The following is a 16510-nucleotide window of genomic DNA, read 5'->3' as shown; positions in this document are numbered from 1 at the left end:
CAATTGAGTTAAGGATTTTTTTTGCAGTTTTATAATCTCAAGAGCTACTATAATTGTAGGTTGGGTAGAACGAAGTGAAACCCAACAATACCTTACCTCATTATTGTTCAATACAGTTGAGTTAAGGTTTTTTTTTGCAGTTTTATAATCTCAAGAGCTACTATAATTGTAGGTTGAGTAGAACGAAGTGTTAGGGTGGCTTATCCGTAGGATAAACCCAACAATATCTTACCTCATTATTGTTCAATAAAGTTGAGTTAAGGATTTTTTTTTGCAGTTTTGTAATCTCAAGAGCTACTAATTATGGTTCCATAGCTTATGAGTTTTGGTCTTATTTGAATTATATGGCGTTGGTGATTTTAGCTATGATTTTTTCCAAGGGTAGAAACCGGGTTTGTATTAGATGGCTTATGATACTAACATCTATCTCCAACAAACCAGGTTTCTTATAAGATTTCATCGTTCGATTCACCAACGCCAATTATATTGGATTATTGTTGGGTTTATCCTAACGGATAAGCTCTACTAACGTTCCTCAACCCAACCTACGCTTATTGCACTATTTTTAGATTTTTCGGTCTACTATTAAAGTCGAAAGATAAAGATAATGAAAAAGAATAGAAAACAAAAATCAAAGAACAAAAAGTTAGAGGAAAGAATAGAAAATCTCAGACAACAAGGTTTTTATTTTCCTCCAAACATTCAATCTCCTAACAAAAAAACTCCTGAAAAAAAACCAGATTAATCAGACGTATTGCAGATTGGTGGGAAACAACTCCTATTGAGAAATTTTTAGAAGATATACATTATCTGTTAAAAAATTCAGCAATTTTAGATGTTTTTAGTTTGCTTGCCAATGTTGCCATTATTGTTAGTTTAGTAACCTGGTTAACAGGGATAGAAGAACAAAAAGAAAATAAACTTTTTTCTACATGGACTATTATTAATGATGGTAGAAGCGATCGATCTGGGGTTGTGAAAACTGCAGTAGAAAGATTACACAAAGAAGGGTTTGATTTATCTGCTCTACGACTGAATGAAACTAAACTCCTTGGAGCAGACCTCCGTGGAGCTAACTTAGTGGAGGCTAACCTCCGTAAAACTAACCTGGGTACGGCTAACCTTACTGAAACGAAACTCCTGGGGGCTTACCTTTCTGAAGCTTACCTCGTTACGACTAACCTCCGTGGAGCAGACCTCCGTGGAACAGACCTTCGTGAAGCTGACCTTCGTGGAACAAATCTTAGTGGAACAAATCTTAGTGGAGCAGACCTTAGTGGAGCAGACCTTCGTGGAACAAATCTTAGTGGAGCAGACCTCCGTGGAACTTATTTTAATAATGCAAAAAATCTCCGTAATGCACAAATAAAATTAGCTTGCAATTGGAAAGAAGCAGCTTATTTAAACGGTGCAACACGTGAAGACAATCTAGACACAATAGTTGAAAACAATCTAGAAACAAGAACATTTGGATACAGTCTAGACAGAAGAGTTATGTACAATCTAGTCACAATAGTTGAAAATAATCTAGACAAAATAATTGAATTCAAATGGATTCCTACAGACAAACAAGCTAATCAAGATAGAATCAAGGAAATTGAACAAGATAAAAATTCCGATCCTAAAAATCCTCCTGATTGTTCTATATGGGAGAAAGACTGATAAAGTTTGATTAAAAACTCAAAATTATGCACATATCTAAATACCTCATTTTACTCTTAATATTTTTACTTTCAGCCTGCACTTTTGAAACATCAAAAATATCATCGGAAACAGAAGCATCAGATAACAATTCTACATCTAGAGTTACTCAAAATAGTAATTCTCAGTTAGTCAAAAATCTGGTAGAAAATTACCTGACAAAAACTCCTGTTGACACTGCAACAACCCTAACTATTCCTCAAGCAAAACAAATTCAAAAGCAATTTATATCAGAAATTAGTAAAAACTTAGGTCAAATAGTTGGCTACAAAGCAGGACTAACTAATCCAAATGCTCAACAACGTTTTAATGTTTCTCAGCCTTTGCGAGGTGCTTTACTCGAAAAAATGTTGCTCGAAAGTGGTGCTATAATTCCAGCTAAATTTGGCAGTCGTCCAATAGGCGAAGGTGATTTAATTGTTAGAGTTGGAAGTGCAGAAATTAATAATGCTAAAACTCCTAGAGAAACTTTGAAATATCTTGATGCAGTCATACCATTTCTTGAATTAGCAGATTTAGTTTATAGTCAAGATTTAAAATTAGATGCACCTGCTCTTTTAGCTATTAATGTTGGGGCAAGAGCTGGAATTTTAGGTAATCCTATCCCTTTAGCAGATACTGATGAATGGGAAAGTCGTTTAAAGAATCTAAACCTAGAAATTTTAGATGAAACTGGTAAAGTATTAGTATCAGGAAATAGCAGTTCTTTATTAGGTAATCCGCTGAATGTTGTTCTCTGGATTAAAAATTCTTTACAAGCAGAAGGTAAACAATTAAAAAAAGGGGATCTACTGTCTTTGGGGAGTATTACAAATTTTTTTACTGTTAAATCAAATACTACTATCCGCGCTCAATATATAGGTCTAACTCCAAATGAAACCGTAGAAATATTTGTGAAGTTTGAATAGTATAGCGCTGGGTCCAGGCAACAGGCAATAGGGGGAATAAATTGCCGATAAGATAAGACTTTTAGCTATTGGACAGTTCCTGTAATTTGTAAATATGCCAGCGCACATTGCTATATGACAGAACGAAGAAGTAATATCAAATCCGGTTGAACACTTATTATATAGTTGAGAGTAGGGGACCCACCCCTCGCCCCTCCCCCTCCCAGGAGGGGAAAATGGGAGATTAAATAGACATCTCCAATAATAAAAAATCAAATCAATTATCATACTCTTATTTATCAATTATTTCCCTGTACGGACGTTGCATGCAATATCCCTACTCCCTCTTTTGCGGAGATGTCTAGTATTGAAGTAATAATAGAATTATAAACAGATATTATATAAGCGGATTCTATGTGCAATTAACCTGATTTGATATAATAAGGAGTAAATAACGTAATATTTTTCCTTCTTCCTTCTTCCTTCTTCCTTCTTCCTTCTTCCTTCTTCCTTCTACTATAAATAATTTTCTCACCCAACATTTTAGCCTACATAAAATAGTAGTGAGTTGGGTTGAGTAAGGTAAGTTTTCTGAATGAATGTAAACTTTTTAAGCTCATAAATTAGCAATATATAAACATCTATCTATGAACTTTTCGCTTCGTTTTATTATGCCAATAAGCAGTCATAATTTTAGGTTCTGGAAATCCATGAACACAAACAACTCGCAATCCTCGCAGCACATCTATAAACCTTTTATAAGGAGTTCTGCATAAATTCTTATCAGTCAAAGTATAAGTGACTGCCCCATAACTAAATTGTCTATTACCATAAATTATGGCAACTTTCATCATCGATAAACTAATAGCACGTTGTTGTTGTCGGCGTTCCAAATGATTAGTATCTTTAGGATTATGTACAGCGCTAATACAACCTAATTTTTGAATATTTTTGTCATTTTGAAGCACTAGACTGAGTTGGTGATTCATGTTCATTGTCCTTATTTAGTAAAGTTACTAGGTAAATCACAAGCAAAAAATTAAGCATGGTTTAATTTAATTGATGTCTAGAAATAGACTAATAGTTCAGCACAAAAAAGAGATATGGAACAGCTTGCTTACTAAAAGCTTTTGTGTAGCTATTCCAGACAATGTTCTAGGTAGGTTTTCAGTGGGTTGAGAAATAAATCCCGGTAAAAACCACATAGAATAAATACACTGTTTTATCCTTCACTAGGCAGGAGGATTAATAGATTTTTCTTCCGAAGTAGTTATACCCTTAAACCCAGCTTAACAAAGCCTACAAAATTAGCAAGTTATATAGCGCTACGCGCAAGTTAGAAGTTAGAAGTAATTCCTGACGATCGTTTAAATGTTTATAATTGCCCTAACCTATCTGCGTAGTTTTATACTACATTTTGTAATTGCCAAAAATAGCTCGTTGCTGCTACTGATGCCAATTATTTAGTAGGGGAATGGGGGAGTGGGGGAGTGGGGAATGGGGGAGAAGTAAGCATCATAATAATTTAAACAATTTATTGCCCCACAGTAAGCTGCCAGTTGGAAGAGTTTGTCAGCAAGAGGTTTGATTTGATTAGCAGATTGAAATTCTATAATGCACAGGATGATGTAGAAACTGGCAACACTGTATACTCTGCCAAAGTAACACTCATATTAATGGAAAACATAGCTTTCTACAAGTTTAATTTTGTGAATATTTACTTGACTAAGTTTAATTAACTTAAATTAAATTAATATTTAATCAGAAACTAAAACTTTTTTTCTTAATTCAAATTAATTAATAAGTTATTCTTATCTTAGAAAGCTGACGAAATTCTACTATAAGAATTACTTATCAATCTTGACTCGCGATCGCCTAAATCTGGCCTGCCTCAAGATAACAGTTTCCTAAGAAACCCCTAGAAAGGTATTTGTAAATATACCAGCGCACACTGCTATAAGTTTCGATAGTGGGGGGACAGGAGATGGGTTGATTTTCTTTTTTTACCAGTTATTTATAGCGTTATTTTTCTATTTTGGGTTTAGTAGTTTCCAGGAGATTTGTAATTCTTGGGAGACCCTTTATACGAGAATTTACTAGATAACTAATGTTATTTTTTCATGTTAATTTTGTGTATTAAATTAAAAAGTTTTCGAGATTTGGTATTAATCAAACCTTTCTTTGCTATATAAGTTTTTCAAAGCGGTGGTATGATTAATAATTTCTACGAACATTTAATATTTCAGACTGGCCGTGTACAAAAAAACAGTATCAATATTTAGTAGTTTAGTAGTGGCCATAATAACAGCCACTATTCCTTCTGTTGCCTATGGGGTTGCTTGTCAAAAAACATCTGGCATAAATACCTACATTTATCCTGGTTGTGGGGTCAAATTATTGGCTCAAAATCAATCCGTGAGTTCTAACTTAGACAAACTACTACGCCAGGGAAGAGCGCTAGCGGATGCAGGTAAATACCAAAAAGCTATCACAATATATCAACAGGCAGCACGTTTAGACCCAAAAAATGCACAAATATATTCTGGTATTGCCTATTTAGAAGCACTCCAAGGAAATTTTCAAGCTGCAAGTCAGTTTTATCAACAGGCGATCACTATTGAGCCTCATAAAGCAGATTTTCAATATGGTTTGGGATATAGTATGGCTAAGTTAGAAAACTATCAGGCCGCAGTTGAAGCTTATCGCCGTGCTTCTTTACTTGACCGCAATAATGTTAATGCTCATTTAGGATTAGGTGCTGCATTGTTTCGTCTAGAGAAATACAATGAGGCGATCATTGCATATCAAGTAGCAATTCAATCTAATTCTAATAATGCTGAAGCTTATGCCTCAATGGGTTTAACATTACTGAAACAGGAACGTTTTCCTGAAGCATTAGAAGCACTTCGAGAAGCTGTTAGATTATCACCGAGAGATCCAGGAGTGCAAATCAAGTTAGGAACTGCTTTATTATCTACTGGAGATATTAATGGTGGTTTAGCTACTCTAAAAGTAGCTTCTCGTCTAGGATCTCGAAATGGAGAGATTCAGTTTCAAATTGCGGAAATTTATAAAGCGCAAAATAATCCTCAAGCTGCTTTGAAATTTTATCAAAGAGCTGCTTATGCTAATCCCGATCTAGTGGAGGCTAAGTTTGCGGCAGCAGAGATACTTTTAGAAAGCCAGGATTATTTACAAGCAATAATTATGTTTCGGCAAGTAATTAAGAAAAATCCCGATCGTGCAGATGCTCATTATAAAATGGGGTTAGCTCTTCACCGTCGAGAGCGCGTTCGAGAAGCCAGAAAGTCTTTTGAAACGGCATTAAAATTGTTTGAGAAACAGAATAATTCTGAAGGTAAAGAAAAAGTGGAAACTATGATGACGGAATTGGAAGATTAATTAATATCAGCTTTGGAAGAAGGAGGATGGCAGAAAGAAAAAGATAATAAATAGAATATTTAAATCTAAAATAACCTCTTCCTTCTTGTAACTTTAAATATTCTTTTCCTCCTGAAGAAATTTCAGAAAAATTTTGAGATTAGAGCTGTCAACAAATCTTTCCTTTTTCCCTGTTCCCTATTAATTTTTCTCGATAAATATTTCAAATTAATATAAGTTAGATCTAAAAATTCAAATTTTCTAATTCTTGCCACAGAGTATTCATAAACTCCTCAGTATCTTTTAAATCCATCTTACCTAAAGCTTCCCACTCTTCAGCACTATGCGGATGGGACCCGCGACGATGTCAGTCGCACCTGGTAGCGCACCAAGCAGTCGCTGAGATCAGAGCAGATGCAATACATAAACTCACAACATGGGCGAGCTTTAAACCACAACCCACCCCCATCCCCTCCTGGGAGGGGAAGTCAGGAGGAATGAGTCACACGGGAATGGTTTCAATACCAGTTTTTAGGTCATAAATTCTCTTTTCTGTCAAAGGGACATCTCCTGCACCTGCCTTTTAATCACACTTATTATTCGTAACATTCTTTTTTCATGCATGGTATTATACCAAGGGTGATAAATGTTTGCTACAAATAGCTAGTGCCGCTACGCGGAAGTTAAAAGTCATGCATTTAAAAGCGAGTGCTAATTGGCGAGGTTTCCTACGTATAAAGTGCGGAAGTAATTCCGCACACAGCCCCTCCAGAATGTAAGACGCACATCTGACAGTCAATCATTTTTGATTTGTAATTGTTTGAGGATTTTGTAACTGGTCAGTTATTTCCGCCATCCTGCACTAGGATATTTCTTAGGAGTCAGAACTCAGAACTCAGGAGTCGTATGGGAATGGCTTTAATACCAGTTTTTAGATCTGAATTTATCTTTTTAGTCCAAGATACATCTTCTATAAAATATTTTAATTGCCCCTATTATTCGTAACATTCTTTTTTCACACTTGGTATTAACTACTGATGATATAGCTAAAATTTTTCAGTATCAAATCACACATTAACTTGCGTTCCTTATTTCAGAAATTAAGAATAGCTTGAAAGAGAAAAATGTAGATAAAAAAAAGATAAAAAAGATTTAATTATTACTTTTGTAACAGCTCTATTATTTTACAGTTAAAAACTGTAAAGTATTGTAACAATTACGATTTTGATCGTAATAAATATTACTCTGGTTTGACAAAAGGTCTAACCTATAAATTACTCTAGTTTGACAGTTAGTCTAACTTATTAATTTGAGTTAATGTAAAGAGGTAAAGATGATGAATAATCTCCAAAAATATCGTATCCAATGTACACTGACTTTCGGCGACATTTATGGCCAAATTATTGTTTGGTTAATAGTGGTATTCTTGAGCATAGCTGGAGGAATAGCCCTTTGGACTAGCAGTAGCCAAGTCTATGCTCTAGGGGCTATTGCTTTAATAGTGGTGTTGTCTCTACCCTTCCTACTTTTTGCTTTTGTAACTACCCTATTAAATCATATTGAAGTATTTTCAGTAGAACCTAACGATGAAGAAGAGTCTCAAACGTCAATGCCTGGTCAGCAAGCAGCAACTTCTCTAGGCTAAATGTTTTGACATTGAATTGAGCAACACCGAAAACTAAAGTCCTCATTTAATTCGAGGCACTTAAAAAGTTAAAAACCTGCCTGTTTAATGACACAGGTGGGTTTTTTATCCAAGGCTAGTTTATCGCAGAAGGAAGAATTCAACAATTAATTAATTATTAATTATTAATTATTACCTCTCCTTGAAAAGAAGAGGATTGACTAATCATGAAAATTTTTTCTTGTTTCTCCTTTAAAGGAGAGGCTTTAAACCTTAATTATTCGGTAAGAAGGAAAAAGGAAAAAGGAAGAAGGAAAAATATTACTTTGTCTGAGTTTTAAGCTCTCGATCTATCCTAGCCTTTCCTTCAACTACTATAAAAAAATATTGCTACAAATTAAAATAAAATTTAGTATAATACCATGCATGAAAAAAGAATGTTACGAATAATAAGTGTGATTAAAAAATTTTAGAGAAAATGTCCTTTTGACAAAGCGGTCGTTAGCGCACCTTCCCGTAGGGTGGGATGGCGTTAGCGTTTGCGGTAGCATTCCCTAAGGAAAGCGGGTCTGTAAGAACGGGTCTCCTCGCCATATCCAATCGACCAAGAGAGCGGTGCGACCCCACGACGACACCAGTCGCACCTGGTAGCGCACCAAGAGAAAAAGAGAATTTCTGACCTAAAAACTGGTATTGAAGCCATTCCCATACGACTCCTGACTCCTGAGTTCCCCTCCTGGGAGGGGGAGGGGCGAGGGGTGGGTTGACTCCTAAGAAATAGCCTAACTATTTGTAGCAAACAGTTATCAAATTAATATAAGATAATAACAGCATAAAACTATTAGAAATTTACTTAATGTTAGAACACGACGTAATCATAGTAGGTGGCGGTCTAGCAGGCAGTCGCGCTGCTGTAGAAATAGCTCGCAAAAATCCCAGCTTAAATGTGGCAGTTGTTGCCAAAACTCACCCCATTCGTTCCCACTCGGTAGCAGCTCAAGGTGGAATAGCTGCTTCCCTCCAAAATGTAGACCCTGAAGATAGTTGGAAAGCTCATGCTTTTGATACTGTAAAAGGTTCGGACTATCTAGCTGACCAGGATGCAGTGGAAATTTTGGCAAAAGAAGCACCAGATGTAATTATCGACCTCGAACATTTAGGGGTATTATTTTCTCGGTTGCCAGATGGTCGCATTGCTCAACGTGCTTTCGGCGGTCATTCCCACAACCGTACTTGTTATGCTGCGGATAAAACTGGTCACGCTATTTTACATGAATTGGTAAATAACCTCCGTCGTTATGGGGTGCATATTTATCAGGAATGGTATGTAATGCGCCTGATACTCGAAGATGGTCAGGCAAAAGGCGTGGTTATGTACCATATTCTGGATGGTGAAATTGTTGTGCTACGAGCAAAGGCAGTAATGTTTGCCACTGGTGGTTATGGTCGAGTATTTAATACTACTTCCAATGATTATGCTTCTACTGGCGACGGTTTGGCAATGGCAGCAATGGTTGGCCTTCCTCTGCAAGATATGGAGTTTGTACAGTTTCATCCTACAGGTTTATATCCAGCAGGAGTTTTGATTTCTGAAGCGGTGCGCGGTGAAGGTGCTTATCTGATTAATAGTGATGGCGATCGCTTTATGGCAAATTATGCTCCTAGTCGCATGGAGTTGGCACCCCGCGATATTACTTCCCGTGCTATTACTTTGGAAATTAGTGCTGGTCGCGGAATTAATATGGATGGTACTGCGGGTGGTCCGTTTGTTTATCTCGATCTACGGCACATGGGGCGGGAAAAAATTATGAGTCGAGTACCGTTTGCTTGGGAAGAGGCACATCGTCTTTTAGGTATTGATGCGGTGAACAAACCAATGCCAGTCCGTCCCACTGCTCATTATTCTATGGGTGGCATTCCTACTAATACTGATGGTAGAGTTTGGGCGAGTGCCGATAGTTTGGTGGATGGGTTATTTGCTGCGGGGGAATGTGCTTGTGTGTCGGTGCATGGGGCGAATCGTTTGGGCAGTAATTCTTTGTTGGAATGTGTGGTTTATGGGCGACGGACTGGGGCAGCGATCGCTGATTTTGTGGAAGGTCGCAAATTGCCGAATATTGAGGAAGAACCTTATATTCAGGAGGCACGAGAACAAATTCAAAGGTTGTTAGACCGTTCGGGAGAATATCGTATTGATTTTTTACGGCAGCAGTTTCAGGATACGATGACTGAGCATTGCGGTGTATTTCGTTCTCAGGATGTGATGCAAGAAGGGTTGGAAAAGTTGAAGCAGTTGCAGGAGCAATATCAGGAGGTTTATTTGGATGATAAGGGTAAGTTGTGGAATACGGAGATTATTGAAGCATTGGAGTTGCGGAGTATTATTGTGGTGGGGGAGACAATTTTAAGTTCTGCGTTGAGTCGTCAGGAAAGTCGTGGTGCTCACAGTCGGGAAGATTTTACCCAACGAAATGATGAGCAGTTTTTACGGCATACTTTGGCGTATTATTCGTTGGCAGGAATTGATATTGGTTATCGACCTGTGGCAATAACTATGTTTGAACCGCAAGAACGGAAGTATTAAGTAGGATTTTAGGAGTCAGGAGTCAGGAGTCAGGAGTCAGAATGAATGGCTTTAATACCATTTTTTAGAAAGTCTTTTAATCAGACTTACTCTTTGTAAAATTGTTTTTTCAAAATGGTATTATTTCTGACTTCTTATATCAAATCCGCTAGCATTAGTGTTATTTAAAATTCTGAAAATAAGAGTCTAAATTGTAAGGGTAAATGGCTATTTTTCCCTGCTCATTATATGACTATCGACGGAATTATATTACTCCGAAACTAACGGATTTGATATTATTTTTTCCTTCTTTCTCAGGAATTACGGAGTACCATTTACCCAATATGGGCGAATGCCATTCGCCCCTACAGATGGTGTATAATTTTGTTTTTCCGTAAGTCCTGTTTTTATACTTTTGTCAAAATAATAATAATGAGCGCTCAAATTCCAGTAACTGCAAGTAGTGGTAATGTGTTTGCTGATTTAAGTATTAATAATGCTGAAAAAACTCTAGCTAAGGCAAAAATTGCTAACCGTATATGTGAATTAATTAATGAACGTTAATTAACTCTTTCTACAGCATCAGAATTATTAGGTATTAGCGAGGAAAAAATTTCGAGACTTATCAGTGGTCTGTTGCAAGAATTTGATTTTGAACAATTATTTCAGTTTCTCAATTATCTAGATCAAGATATTGAAATAGTGATTAAACCTAAATCACCAAAAAGTAAGTATGGAGAGATAAAAATTGTATACTAAAATATGAATTAGTAACAAAAATATTATGACAATTTCAATCACAGCAGAACCTATTCCTTTAACAATAAATACGGATGGTGTAGCTCTAATTGCCGGAACACAAGTTACCCTAGATACAGTTGTTTATGTTTTTCAACAAGGAGCAACAGCAGAAGAAATTTGTTTGGCGTATCCATCATTAAATTTAGCAGATGTTTATGCAGTTATTGTCTATTATTTAAGGCATCAAGAAGAAGTAGAAAAGTATTTGCAGGAACGACAAAAAATAGCACAAGAAGTACGTCGAAAAAATGAGGCGAAATTTCATCCTCAAGGAGTAGGCGATCGCTTAATTAATTAAGATTTTTCCCAGAGCTAAAATATCTATAAAAATATGTCACAATACTTATATTATGGCTAGTGACGAAAAAATTAAACCCCTGTTTTGGATTGGGGATTCATTAAAAAATTTAAGAGAGTTTCCCGAATCTGTAAAAGATGAGATTGGATTTGCTTTGTATTAAGCACAAGTAGGTAGTAAATACATCAGTGCTAAACCTCTCAAAGGTTTAGGTGGAGGGATAATTGAAATAGTAGAAGACTTTGATGGAGATACTTATAGAGCTGTTTATACAGTAAAATTAAAAGGAGTTATTTATGTTCTTCATGCTTTTCAGAAGAAATAAAAAAAAGGGATAAAAACACCTCAAAAAGATATTGAACTAATTAAGCAAAGACTTAAAATAGCCCAACTACATTTTGATGAATCTTTGATAAATAATCAAGGGAATAATAATAATGAGTGATAAAACTTTAATAACTGTAAGTAGTGGTAATGTGTTTGCTGATTTAGGTATTAATAATGCTGAAAAAACTCTAGCTAAGGCAAAAATTGCTAACCGTATATGTGAATTAATTAATGAATGTAAATTAACTCTTTCTACAGCATCAGAATTATTAGGTATTAGTGAGGAAAAAATTTCGATACTTATCAGTGGTTTATTACAATAATTTGATTCTGACCAATTATTTCAGTTTCTCAATTATCTAGGTCAAGATATTGAAATAGTGATTAAACCTAAATCACCAAAAAGTAAGTATGGAGAGATAAATATTGTATATTAAAATATGAATTAGTAACAAATATTATGACAATTTCAATCACAGCAGAACCTATTCCTTTAACAATAAATACGGATGGTGTAGCTCTAGTTGCCGGAACACGAGTTACTCTAGATACAGTTGTTTATGTTTTTCAACAAGGAGCAACAGCAGAAGAAATTTGTTTGGCATATCTATCATTAAATTTAGCAGATGCTTATGCAGTTATTGTCTATTATTTAAGGTATCAAGAAGAAGTAGAAAAGTATTTGCAGGAACGACAAAAAATAGCACAATAAGTACAAGTACGTCGAAAAAATGAGGCGAAATTTCACCCTCAAGAAGTAAACGATCGCTTACTTAAACGTCACATATTGTAATTTTTGCTGCTTTTTTTCCTTTTTATTTACTGATTATCAGTTACACTATAAAGGTTGTTTTATCCACAGCAACTCTTCCTTTAATAGAAGTTAATTTATCACAGAAAAAGCCACCATAAAGTTCAGAGTCTAAATTAGAGATTCCTGTTTCTAAATAAGATTTATTTCTATCCATTTCATACCTTATTTGATTCAGATGTTAGAATTAAGTTGATACAATGATAGTATCGTATTGTTAAATCACTGTTCAGTAAGAGGGCTAAGATTTATATAAATCCATACTTTTAAGCTTTAATTTTCCCTCATTCCACGAACCTTCGATCTAGACCTTCTCTGAGAAATTCAATTTTCAGTTCAGACCGCAAAAGTAAACACTATCTATATAAATTAAGATGCTAAAAGCAATTTTGTTTGACCTCGATGGCACCATAGTCAATACAGACCCCTTGCATTTCCAGGTATGGAAAGAAATTTTAAATAATTACGGAATAGTAATTGACCATAACTCTTATAAGGAAAAAATTAGTGGTGGAACTAATCCCACAATTCTGAAAAAATTACTACCGCATTTATCAGATACAGAAGTAGAGGAATTAGCAGATTATAAAGAAGCTAAATTTCGAGAAATGGCTACAAACTTAGAACCAATGCCAGGATTATTAGAATTTATTGAATGGGTAAAAAAACAAAAACTTCAGAAAGCAGTTGTGACAAATGCACCTCCAGAAAATGCTGAATTTATGTTAGATGTTTTGCAGTTAACAGAGACTTTTCCATTAGTAATATTAGGTGGAGTAATGACTGTCGCAAAACCCGATCCTGCACCTTATAAATTATGTTTAGAAAAATTGGAAATTTCCCCGGAAGAGGCAATTGTTTTTGAAGATTCTCGTTCGGGAATTAAGTCAGCAGTCGGAGCAGGAATTTATATAGTAGGAGTTGCTTCTACCCATGAACCTGAATCTTTATTAGAGGTGGGAGCGAGTATTGTTATTAATGATTTTAGTGATGAGAAACTACAGCAACTTTTAGATAGTTGGAATATTTCCGGTATGTAGAAATAAGTTTTTAACCTTGTAAATTGGTTTTAGCTTAATAGGGTTTCACAAAGGAATTTATGTTGAAGGAGATTATTATAATAATTCCGCAGAAAAACAAAGCCTGGCTGAAGCTGCCAATGAAATTCAAAAATTGCTGGAACAACTAAATCAAAATAATCTTACTAATACAATGACTGGAAACATTAAAATAGCAGGGGAAGTAATTGAGAAAATTGAAACTAATCCTACTTTGATGAATCGGGTTTTTAGTGCTTTAAAAGCTGGTGGTGTGAGTGCTTTTTAGCAATTTTTAAATCATCCGGCAGCAAGTTTTGTGATTGGTGCTTTGGAAGAGTGGCAAAATACTAAAATTCAAGGGAAATAAAAAACAAAATCTAACACAAAGGTTGCTAGTTTATTTGGGTGCATCTCAATGCGTGAATAAAGCCAAAAATTTATCACTTTTAGGCAACAGGCAACAGCTCATCTGGCAACAGGGAATATATAGGAAAAAAGTATTTTTGCACATAAGAGATGCACCCGTTTATTTCGCTTATTTTTATGCTACTTTTTGTCATGCGGAATGTAGGATTTATGTTATATCATGTCCGGTTGAACAGTTTTGAAGAAGGAGACAGGAGACAGGAGACAGGAGACAGTCGGAAAATTACATGGGGATTCGCTCCCCCAAGTAATTTTGAACACCGTGTAGACGGTGGGGTATTAAACCCACAAAGAAAATGATAAATAAATAACGGCGGAGGAGTCAGGAGTCAGTCCTCAGGAGTCAGGAGGGAAGAAAGAAGAAGGAAGAAGAAGAACTGGAGTTGAAGGAGAAAGTTTTTTATCACGCTTTTATCCGGACATGATATTATCCATGCTTTTCAGAAGAAATCAAAAAAAGGGATAAAAACACCTCAAAAAGATATTGAATTAATTCAGCAATGACTAAAAATAGCCCAACAACATTTTGATGAATCGTTGATAAATAATCAAGAGGATAATAATAATGAGTGATGAAATTTTAGTAACTGCAAGTAGTGGTAATGTATTTGCTGATTTAGGTATTAATAATGCTGAAAAAACTCTAGCTAAGGCCAAAATAGCTAACCGTATATGTGAATTAATTAATGAATGTCAATTAACTCTTTCTACAGCATCAGAATTATTAGGTATTAGTGAGGAAAAAATTTCGAGACTTATCAGTGGTCTATTGCAAGAATTTGATTCTGAGCAATTATTTCAGTTTCTCAATTATTTAAATCGAGATATTGAGATCTTAAAATAAGAAACAATTCAGAAATAGAAATTTGATACTAACGTTGGGTGTGACTCTTCCCACCCCCGACAAATTTTCCCAGAAATCAGAAAATACTAATTCAGAAATAGAAATTTGATACTAACGCCGGAGTAGACTCTTCCCACCTCCGGCAAATTTTGCCCAGAAATCAGAAATTAGTAGGCAAAAACTTCTATTGCGTATTGGGCAATAGAGACAAATCAGAAATAGAAATTTGATACTAACGTTGGGTGTGACTCTTCCCACCTCCGGCAAATTTTGCCCAGAAATCAGAAATTAGTAGGCAAAAACTTCTATTGCGTATTGGGCAATAGAGACAAATCAGAAATAGAAATTTGATACTAACGCCGGAGGTGACTCTTCCCACCCCCGATAAATTTTGCCCAGAAATCAGAAATTAGTAGGCAAAAACTTCTATTGCGTATTGGGCAATAGAGACAAATCAGAAATAGAAATTTGATACTAACGCCGGAGTAGACTTTTCCCGCCCCCGATAAATTTTTCCCAGAAACCAGAAAATACTTAGCAAAAACTTATTCGTATTATTTGAAAATCAGTAGTAAAATCAAATAGTCATTTTTTCTATTACCCAAAAACTCTCCTCTAATTACCTTTCAATATTTTCCATTCCATCAAAAAGTAAAATTTCCGTTCAGACCCCAAAAGTAAATATCATTTATCTATCTATATAAATTAAGATGCTAAAAGCGATTTTGTTTGACCTCGATGGCACCCTAGCAAATACAGACCCTTTGCATTACGAAACCTGGAAAGAAATTTTAAATAATCATGGAGTAATAATTGACCATAACTCTTATAAACAACACATTAGTGGTAGAACTAATCAAGCAATTATTCAAGATTTGCTACCACAACTATCAACTACAGAAGCAGAAGAACTAGCAAATTATAAGGAGGAAAAATTTAGAGAAATTGCCTTAAAATTAAAACCATTAACAGGATTATTAGAATTTATTGAATGGGTAGAAAACCAAAAACTTCAGAAAGCAGTTGTGACAAATGCACCTCCAGAAAATGCTGAATTTATGTTAGATGTTTTGCAGTTAACAGAGACTTTTCCATTAGTAATATTAGGTGGAGTAATGACTGTGGCAAAACCAGATCCTGCACCTTATAAATTATGTTTAGAAAAATTGGAAATTTCCCCGGAAGAGGCAATTGTTTTTGAAGATTCTCGTTCGGGAATTAAGTCGGCGGTAGGAGCAGGAATTTATACAGTAGGAGTTGCTTCTACCCATGAACCTGAATCTTTATTAGAGGTGGGAGCGAGTATTATTATTAATGATTTTAGTGATGAAAAATTACAGCAACTTTTAGATAGTTGGAATATTTATGGTATGTAGAAATAAGTTTTTAACCTTGTAAATTGGTTTTAGCTTAATAGGGTTTCATATCAAATCCGGTAGCATTGGTATAATTCATAATTAGGGAAAAATAGTCAATATTGTAGGGGTAAAGGGCCGTTTTCCCCTACTGACGGTAGAATTATATTACTCCAAAGCCAGCGGATTTGATATCACATAAATCAAAAGGAAGTTTAAAAAAACTAAGGTTATGATGGCAAAGATAAATCCTTAGTTACATAAAAGCTAAAAATGTTTATTTCCAAGAGGTATTAGTTTATGAAAAGGAGATAAAAAAATGACTGGCGAACGTCATTTTAGTTATCAGTTATCAGTTAGCCTCCTATCGGAGGAGCTACGCTAACAGTTATCAGTACCTCCGACTAAAGCTAGAGGCTTTAAATACTGAACTGAATATTTTTTCATCCCCT

18 protein-coding genes and 2 pseudogenes are annotated in these 16510 nt (G+C 35.3%); 17 read left to right on the top strand and 3 right to left on the bottom strand.

All coding sequences use genetic code 11. From position 1 onward, the window contains the following. The first annotated feature begins 607 nt into the window (after nucleotides 1–607). The 3 genes from F6K18_RS04390 to F6K18_RS04380 all read left to right on the top strand — a co-directional run bounded on the left by F6K18_RS04390 (nucleotide 608) and on the right by F6K18_RS04380 (nucleotide 2609). On the top strand, nucleotides 608–745 hold the full coding sequence (locus F6K18_RS04390) for a hypothetical protein (RefSeq protein ID WP_287519000.1): 138 nt from the start codon (nucleotides 608–610) through the stop codon (nucleotides 743–745). A 101-nt stretch (nucleotides 746–846) separates the two neighbouring features. Continuing rightward, nucleotides 847–1662 (top strand): pentapeptide repeat-containing protein, encoded by an 816-nt coding sequence (locus tag F6K18_RS04385; protein WP_287518998.1) that lies wholly within the window; start codon nucleotides 847–849, stop codon nucleotides 1660–1662. 26 nt (nucleotides 1663–1688) lie between these two features. Then, on the top strand, nucleotides 1689–2609 hold the full coding sequence (locus F6K18_RS04380; protein ID WP_287518995.1) for a hydratase: 921 nt from the start codon (nucleotides 1689–1691) through the stop codon (nucleotides 2607–2609). Between the two features lie 620 nt (nucleotides 2610–3229). On the opposite strand, the gene F6K18_RS04375 is transcribed toward F6K18_RS04380, so the two are convergent. Continuing rightward, nucleotides 3230–3583 carry a DUF4258 domain-containing protein gene (locus F6K18_RS04375; RefSeq protein ID WP_124145961.1) on the bottom strand — a complete coding sequence of 118 codons (354 nt, stop codon included), beginning with the start codon at nucleotides 3581–3583 and terminating at the stop codon, nucleotides 3230–3232. Between the two features lie 1297 nt (nucleotides 3584–4880). On the opposite strand from F6K18_RS04375, the gene F6K18_RS04370 reads away from it, so the two are divergent. Further along, on the top strand, nucleotides 4881–5990 hold the full coding sequence (locus F6K18_RS04370) for a tetratricopeptide repeat protein (RefSeq protein WP_287518991.1): 1110 nt from the start codon (nucleotides 4881–4883) through the stop codon (nucleotides 5988–5990). 1315 nt (nucleotides 5991–7305) lie between these two features. Further along, complete coding sequence (locus F6K18_RS04365) at nucleotides 7306–7614, top strand: hypothetical protein (protein ID WP_287519109.1); 309 nt, start codon at nucleotides 7306–7308, stop codon at nucleotides 7612–7614. A gap of 511 nt (nucleotides 7615–8125) precedes the next feature. Here the strand turns inward: F6K18_RS04365 and F6K18_RS04360 are convergent. Further along, nucleotides 8126–8392 carry a hypothetical protein gene (locus F6K18_RS04360; RefSeq protein ID WP_287518988.1) on the bottom strand — a complete coding sequence of 89 codons (267 nt, stop codon included), beginning with the start codon at nucleotides 8390–8392 and terminating at the stop codon, nucleotides 8126–8128. Nucleotides 8393–8449: 57 nt separating this feature from the next. Between F6K18_RS04360 and F6K18_RS04355 the strand changes: the two genes are divergently transcribed. The 7 genes and pseudogenes from F6K18_RS04355 (at nucleotide 8450) to F6K18_RS04330 (ending at nucleotide 12294) form a co-directional block, all read left to right on the top strand. After that, on the top strand, nucleotides 8450–10177 hold the full coding sequence (locus F6K18_RS04355) for a succinate dehydrogenase/fumarate reductase flavoprotein subunit (protein WP_287518986.1): 1728 nt from the start codon (nucleotides 8450–8452) through the stop codon (nucleotides 10175–10177). 411 nt (nucleotides 10178–10588) lie between these two features. Continuing rightward, a complete protein-coding gene (locus F6K18_RS04350; RefSeq protein ID WP_287518984.1) occupies nucleotides 10589–10720 on the top strand; it encodes a hypothetical protein in 132 nt (43 codons plus the stop codon). 12 nt (nucleotides 10721–10732) lie between these two features. After that, a pseudogene (locus F6K18_RS36435) lies at nucleotides 10733–10915 on the top strand (hypothetical protein); the annotation flags it as partial. Between the two features lie 25 nt (nucleotides 10916–10940). Continuing rightward, a complete protein-coding gene (locus tag F6K18_RS04345; protein ID WP_287518982.1) occupies nucleotides 10941–11255 on the top strand; it encodes a DUF433 domain-containing protein in 315 nt (104 codons plus the stop codon). A gap of 52 nt (nucleotides 11256–11307) precedes the next feature. Further along, a pseudogene (locus F6K18_RS04340) lies at nucleotides 11308–11700 on the top strand (type II toxin-antitoxin system RelE/ParE family toxin). Then, a complete protein-coding gene (locus tag F6K18_RS04335; RefSeq protein ID WP_287518979.1) occupies nucleotides 11693–11905 on the top strand; it encodes an XRE family transcriptional regulator in 213 nt (70 codons plus the stop codon). The pseudogene F6K18_RS04340 and the gene F6K18_RS04335 overlap by 8 nt, the downstream one beginning before the upstream one ends. Before the next feature lie 137 nt (nucleotides 11906–12042). Then, on the top strand, nucleotides 12043–12294 hold the full coding sequence (locus tag F6K18_RS04330; RefSeq protein WP_287518976.1) for a DUF433 domain-containing protein: 252 nt from the start codon (nucleotides 12043–12045) through the stop codon (nucleotides 12292–12294). 121 nt (nucleotides 12295–12415) lie between these two features. On the opposite strand, the gene F6K18_RS04325 is transcribed toward F6K18_RS04330, so the two are convergent. Next, nucleotides 12416–12550, bottom strand: a complete 135-nt coding sequence (locus F6K18_RS04325; RefSeq protein ID WP_287518973.1) for a hypothetical protein — start codon at nucleotides 12548–12550, stop codon at nucleotides 12416–12418. A gap of 217 nt (nucleotides 12551–12767) precedes the next feature. On the opposite strand from F6K18_RS04325, the gene F6K18_RS04320 reads away from it, so the two are divergent. From F6K18_RS04320 to F6K18_RS04300, 5 genes are all read left to right on the top strand, one after another. Further along, the gene (locus F6K18_RS04320) at nucleotides 12768–13433 is read left to right on the top strand and encodes an HAD family phosphatase (RefSeq protein WP_287518970.1); all 666 of its coding nucleotides are present in this window, start codon (nucleotides 12768–12770) and stop codon (nucleotides 13431–13433) included. Nucleotides 13434–13566: 133 nt separating this feature from the next. Beyond that, nucleotides 13567–13719, top strand: a complete 153-nt coding sequence (locus F6K18_RS04315) for a hypothetical protein (RefSeq protein WP_287518968.1) — start codon at nucleotides 13567–13569, stop codon at nucleotides 13717–13719. Between the two features lie 257 nt (nucleotides 13720–13976). Beyond that, nucleotides 13977–14159 (top strand): hypothetical protein, encoded by a 183-nt coding sequence (locus tag F6K18_RS04310; protein ID WP_287518965.1) that lies wholly within the window; start codon nucleotides 13977–13979, stop codon nucleotides 14157–14159. 265 nt (nucleotides 14160–14424) lie between these two features. After that, nucleotides 14425–14703, top strand: coding sequence for a helix-turn-helix domain-containing protein (locus tag F6K18_RS04305; protein WP_287518962.1), 279 nt, complete (start codon nucleotides 14425–14427; stop codon nucleotides 14701–14703). A gap of 710 nt (nucleotides 14704–15413) precedes the next feature. Continuing rightward, nucleotides 15414–16079 (top strand): HAD family phosphatase, encoded by a 666-nt coding sequence (locus tag F6K18_RS04300; RefSeq protein WP_287518960.1) that lies wholly within the window; start codon nucleotides 15414–15416, stop codon nucleotides 16077–16079. Nucleotides 16080–16510 lie beyond the last annotated feature (431 nt).

The sequence above is a fragment of the Okeania sp. SIO2C2 genome (assembly GCF_010692625.1).
GTDB classification, from domain to species: Bacteria; Cyanobacteriota; Cyanobacteriia; order Cyanobacteriales; family Microcoleaceae; genus Okeania; species Okeania hirsuta.
Note: the sequence above shows the minus strand (reverse complement) of the source record. Positions and strands in the feature narration are given on the sequence as shown.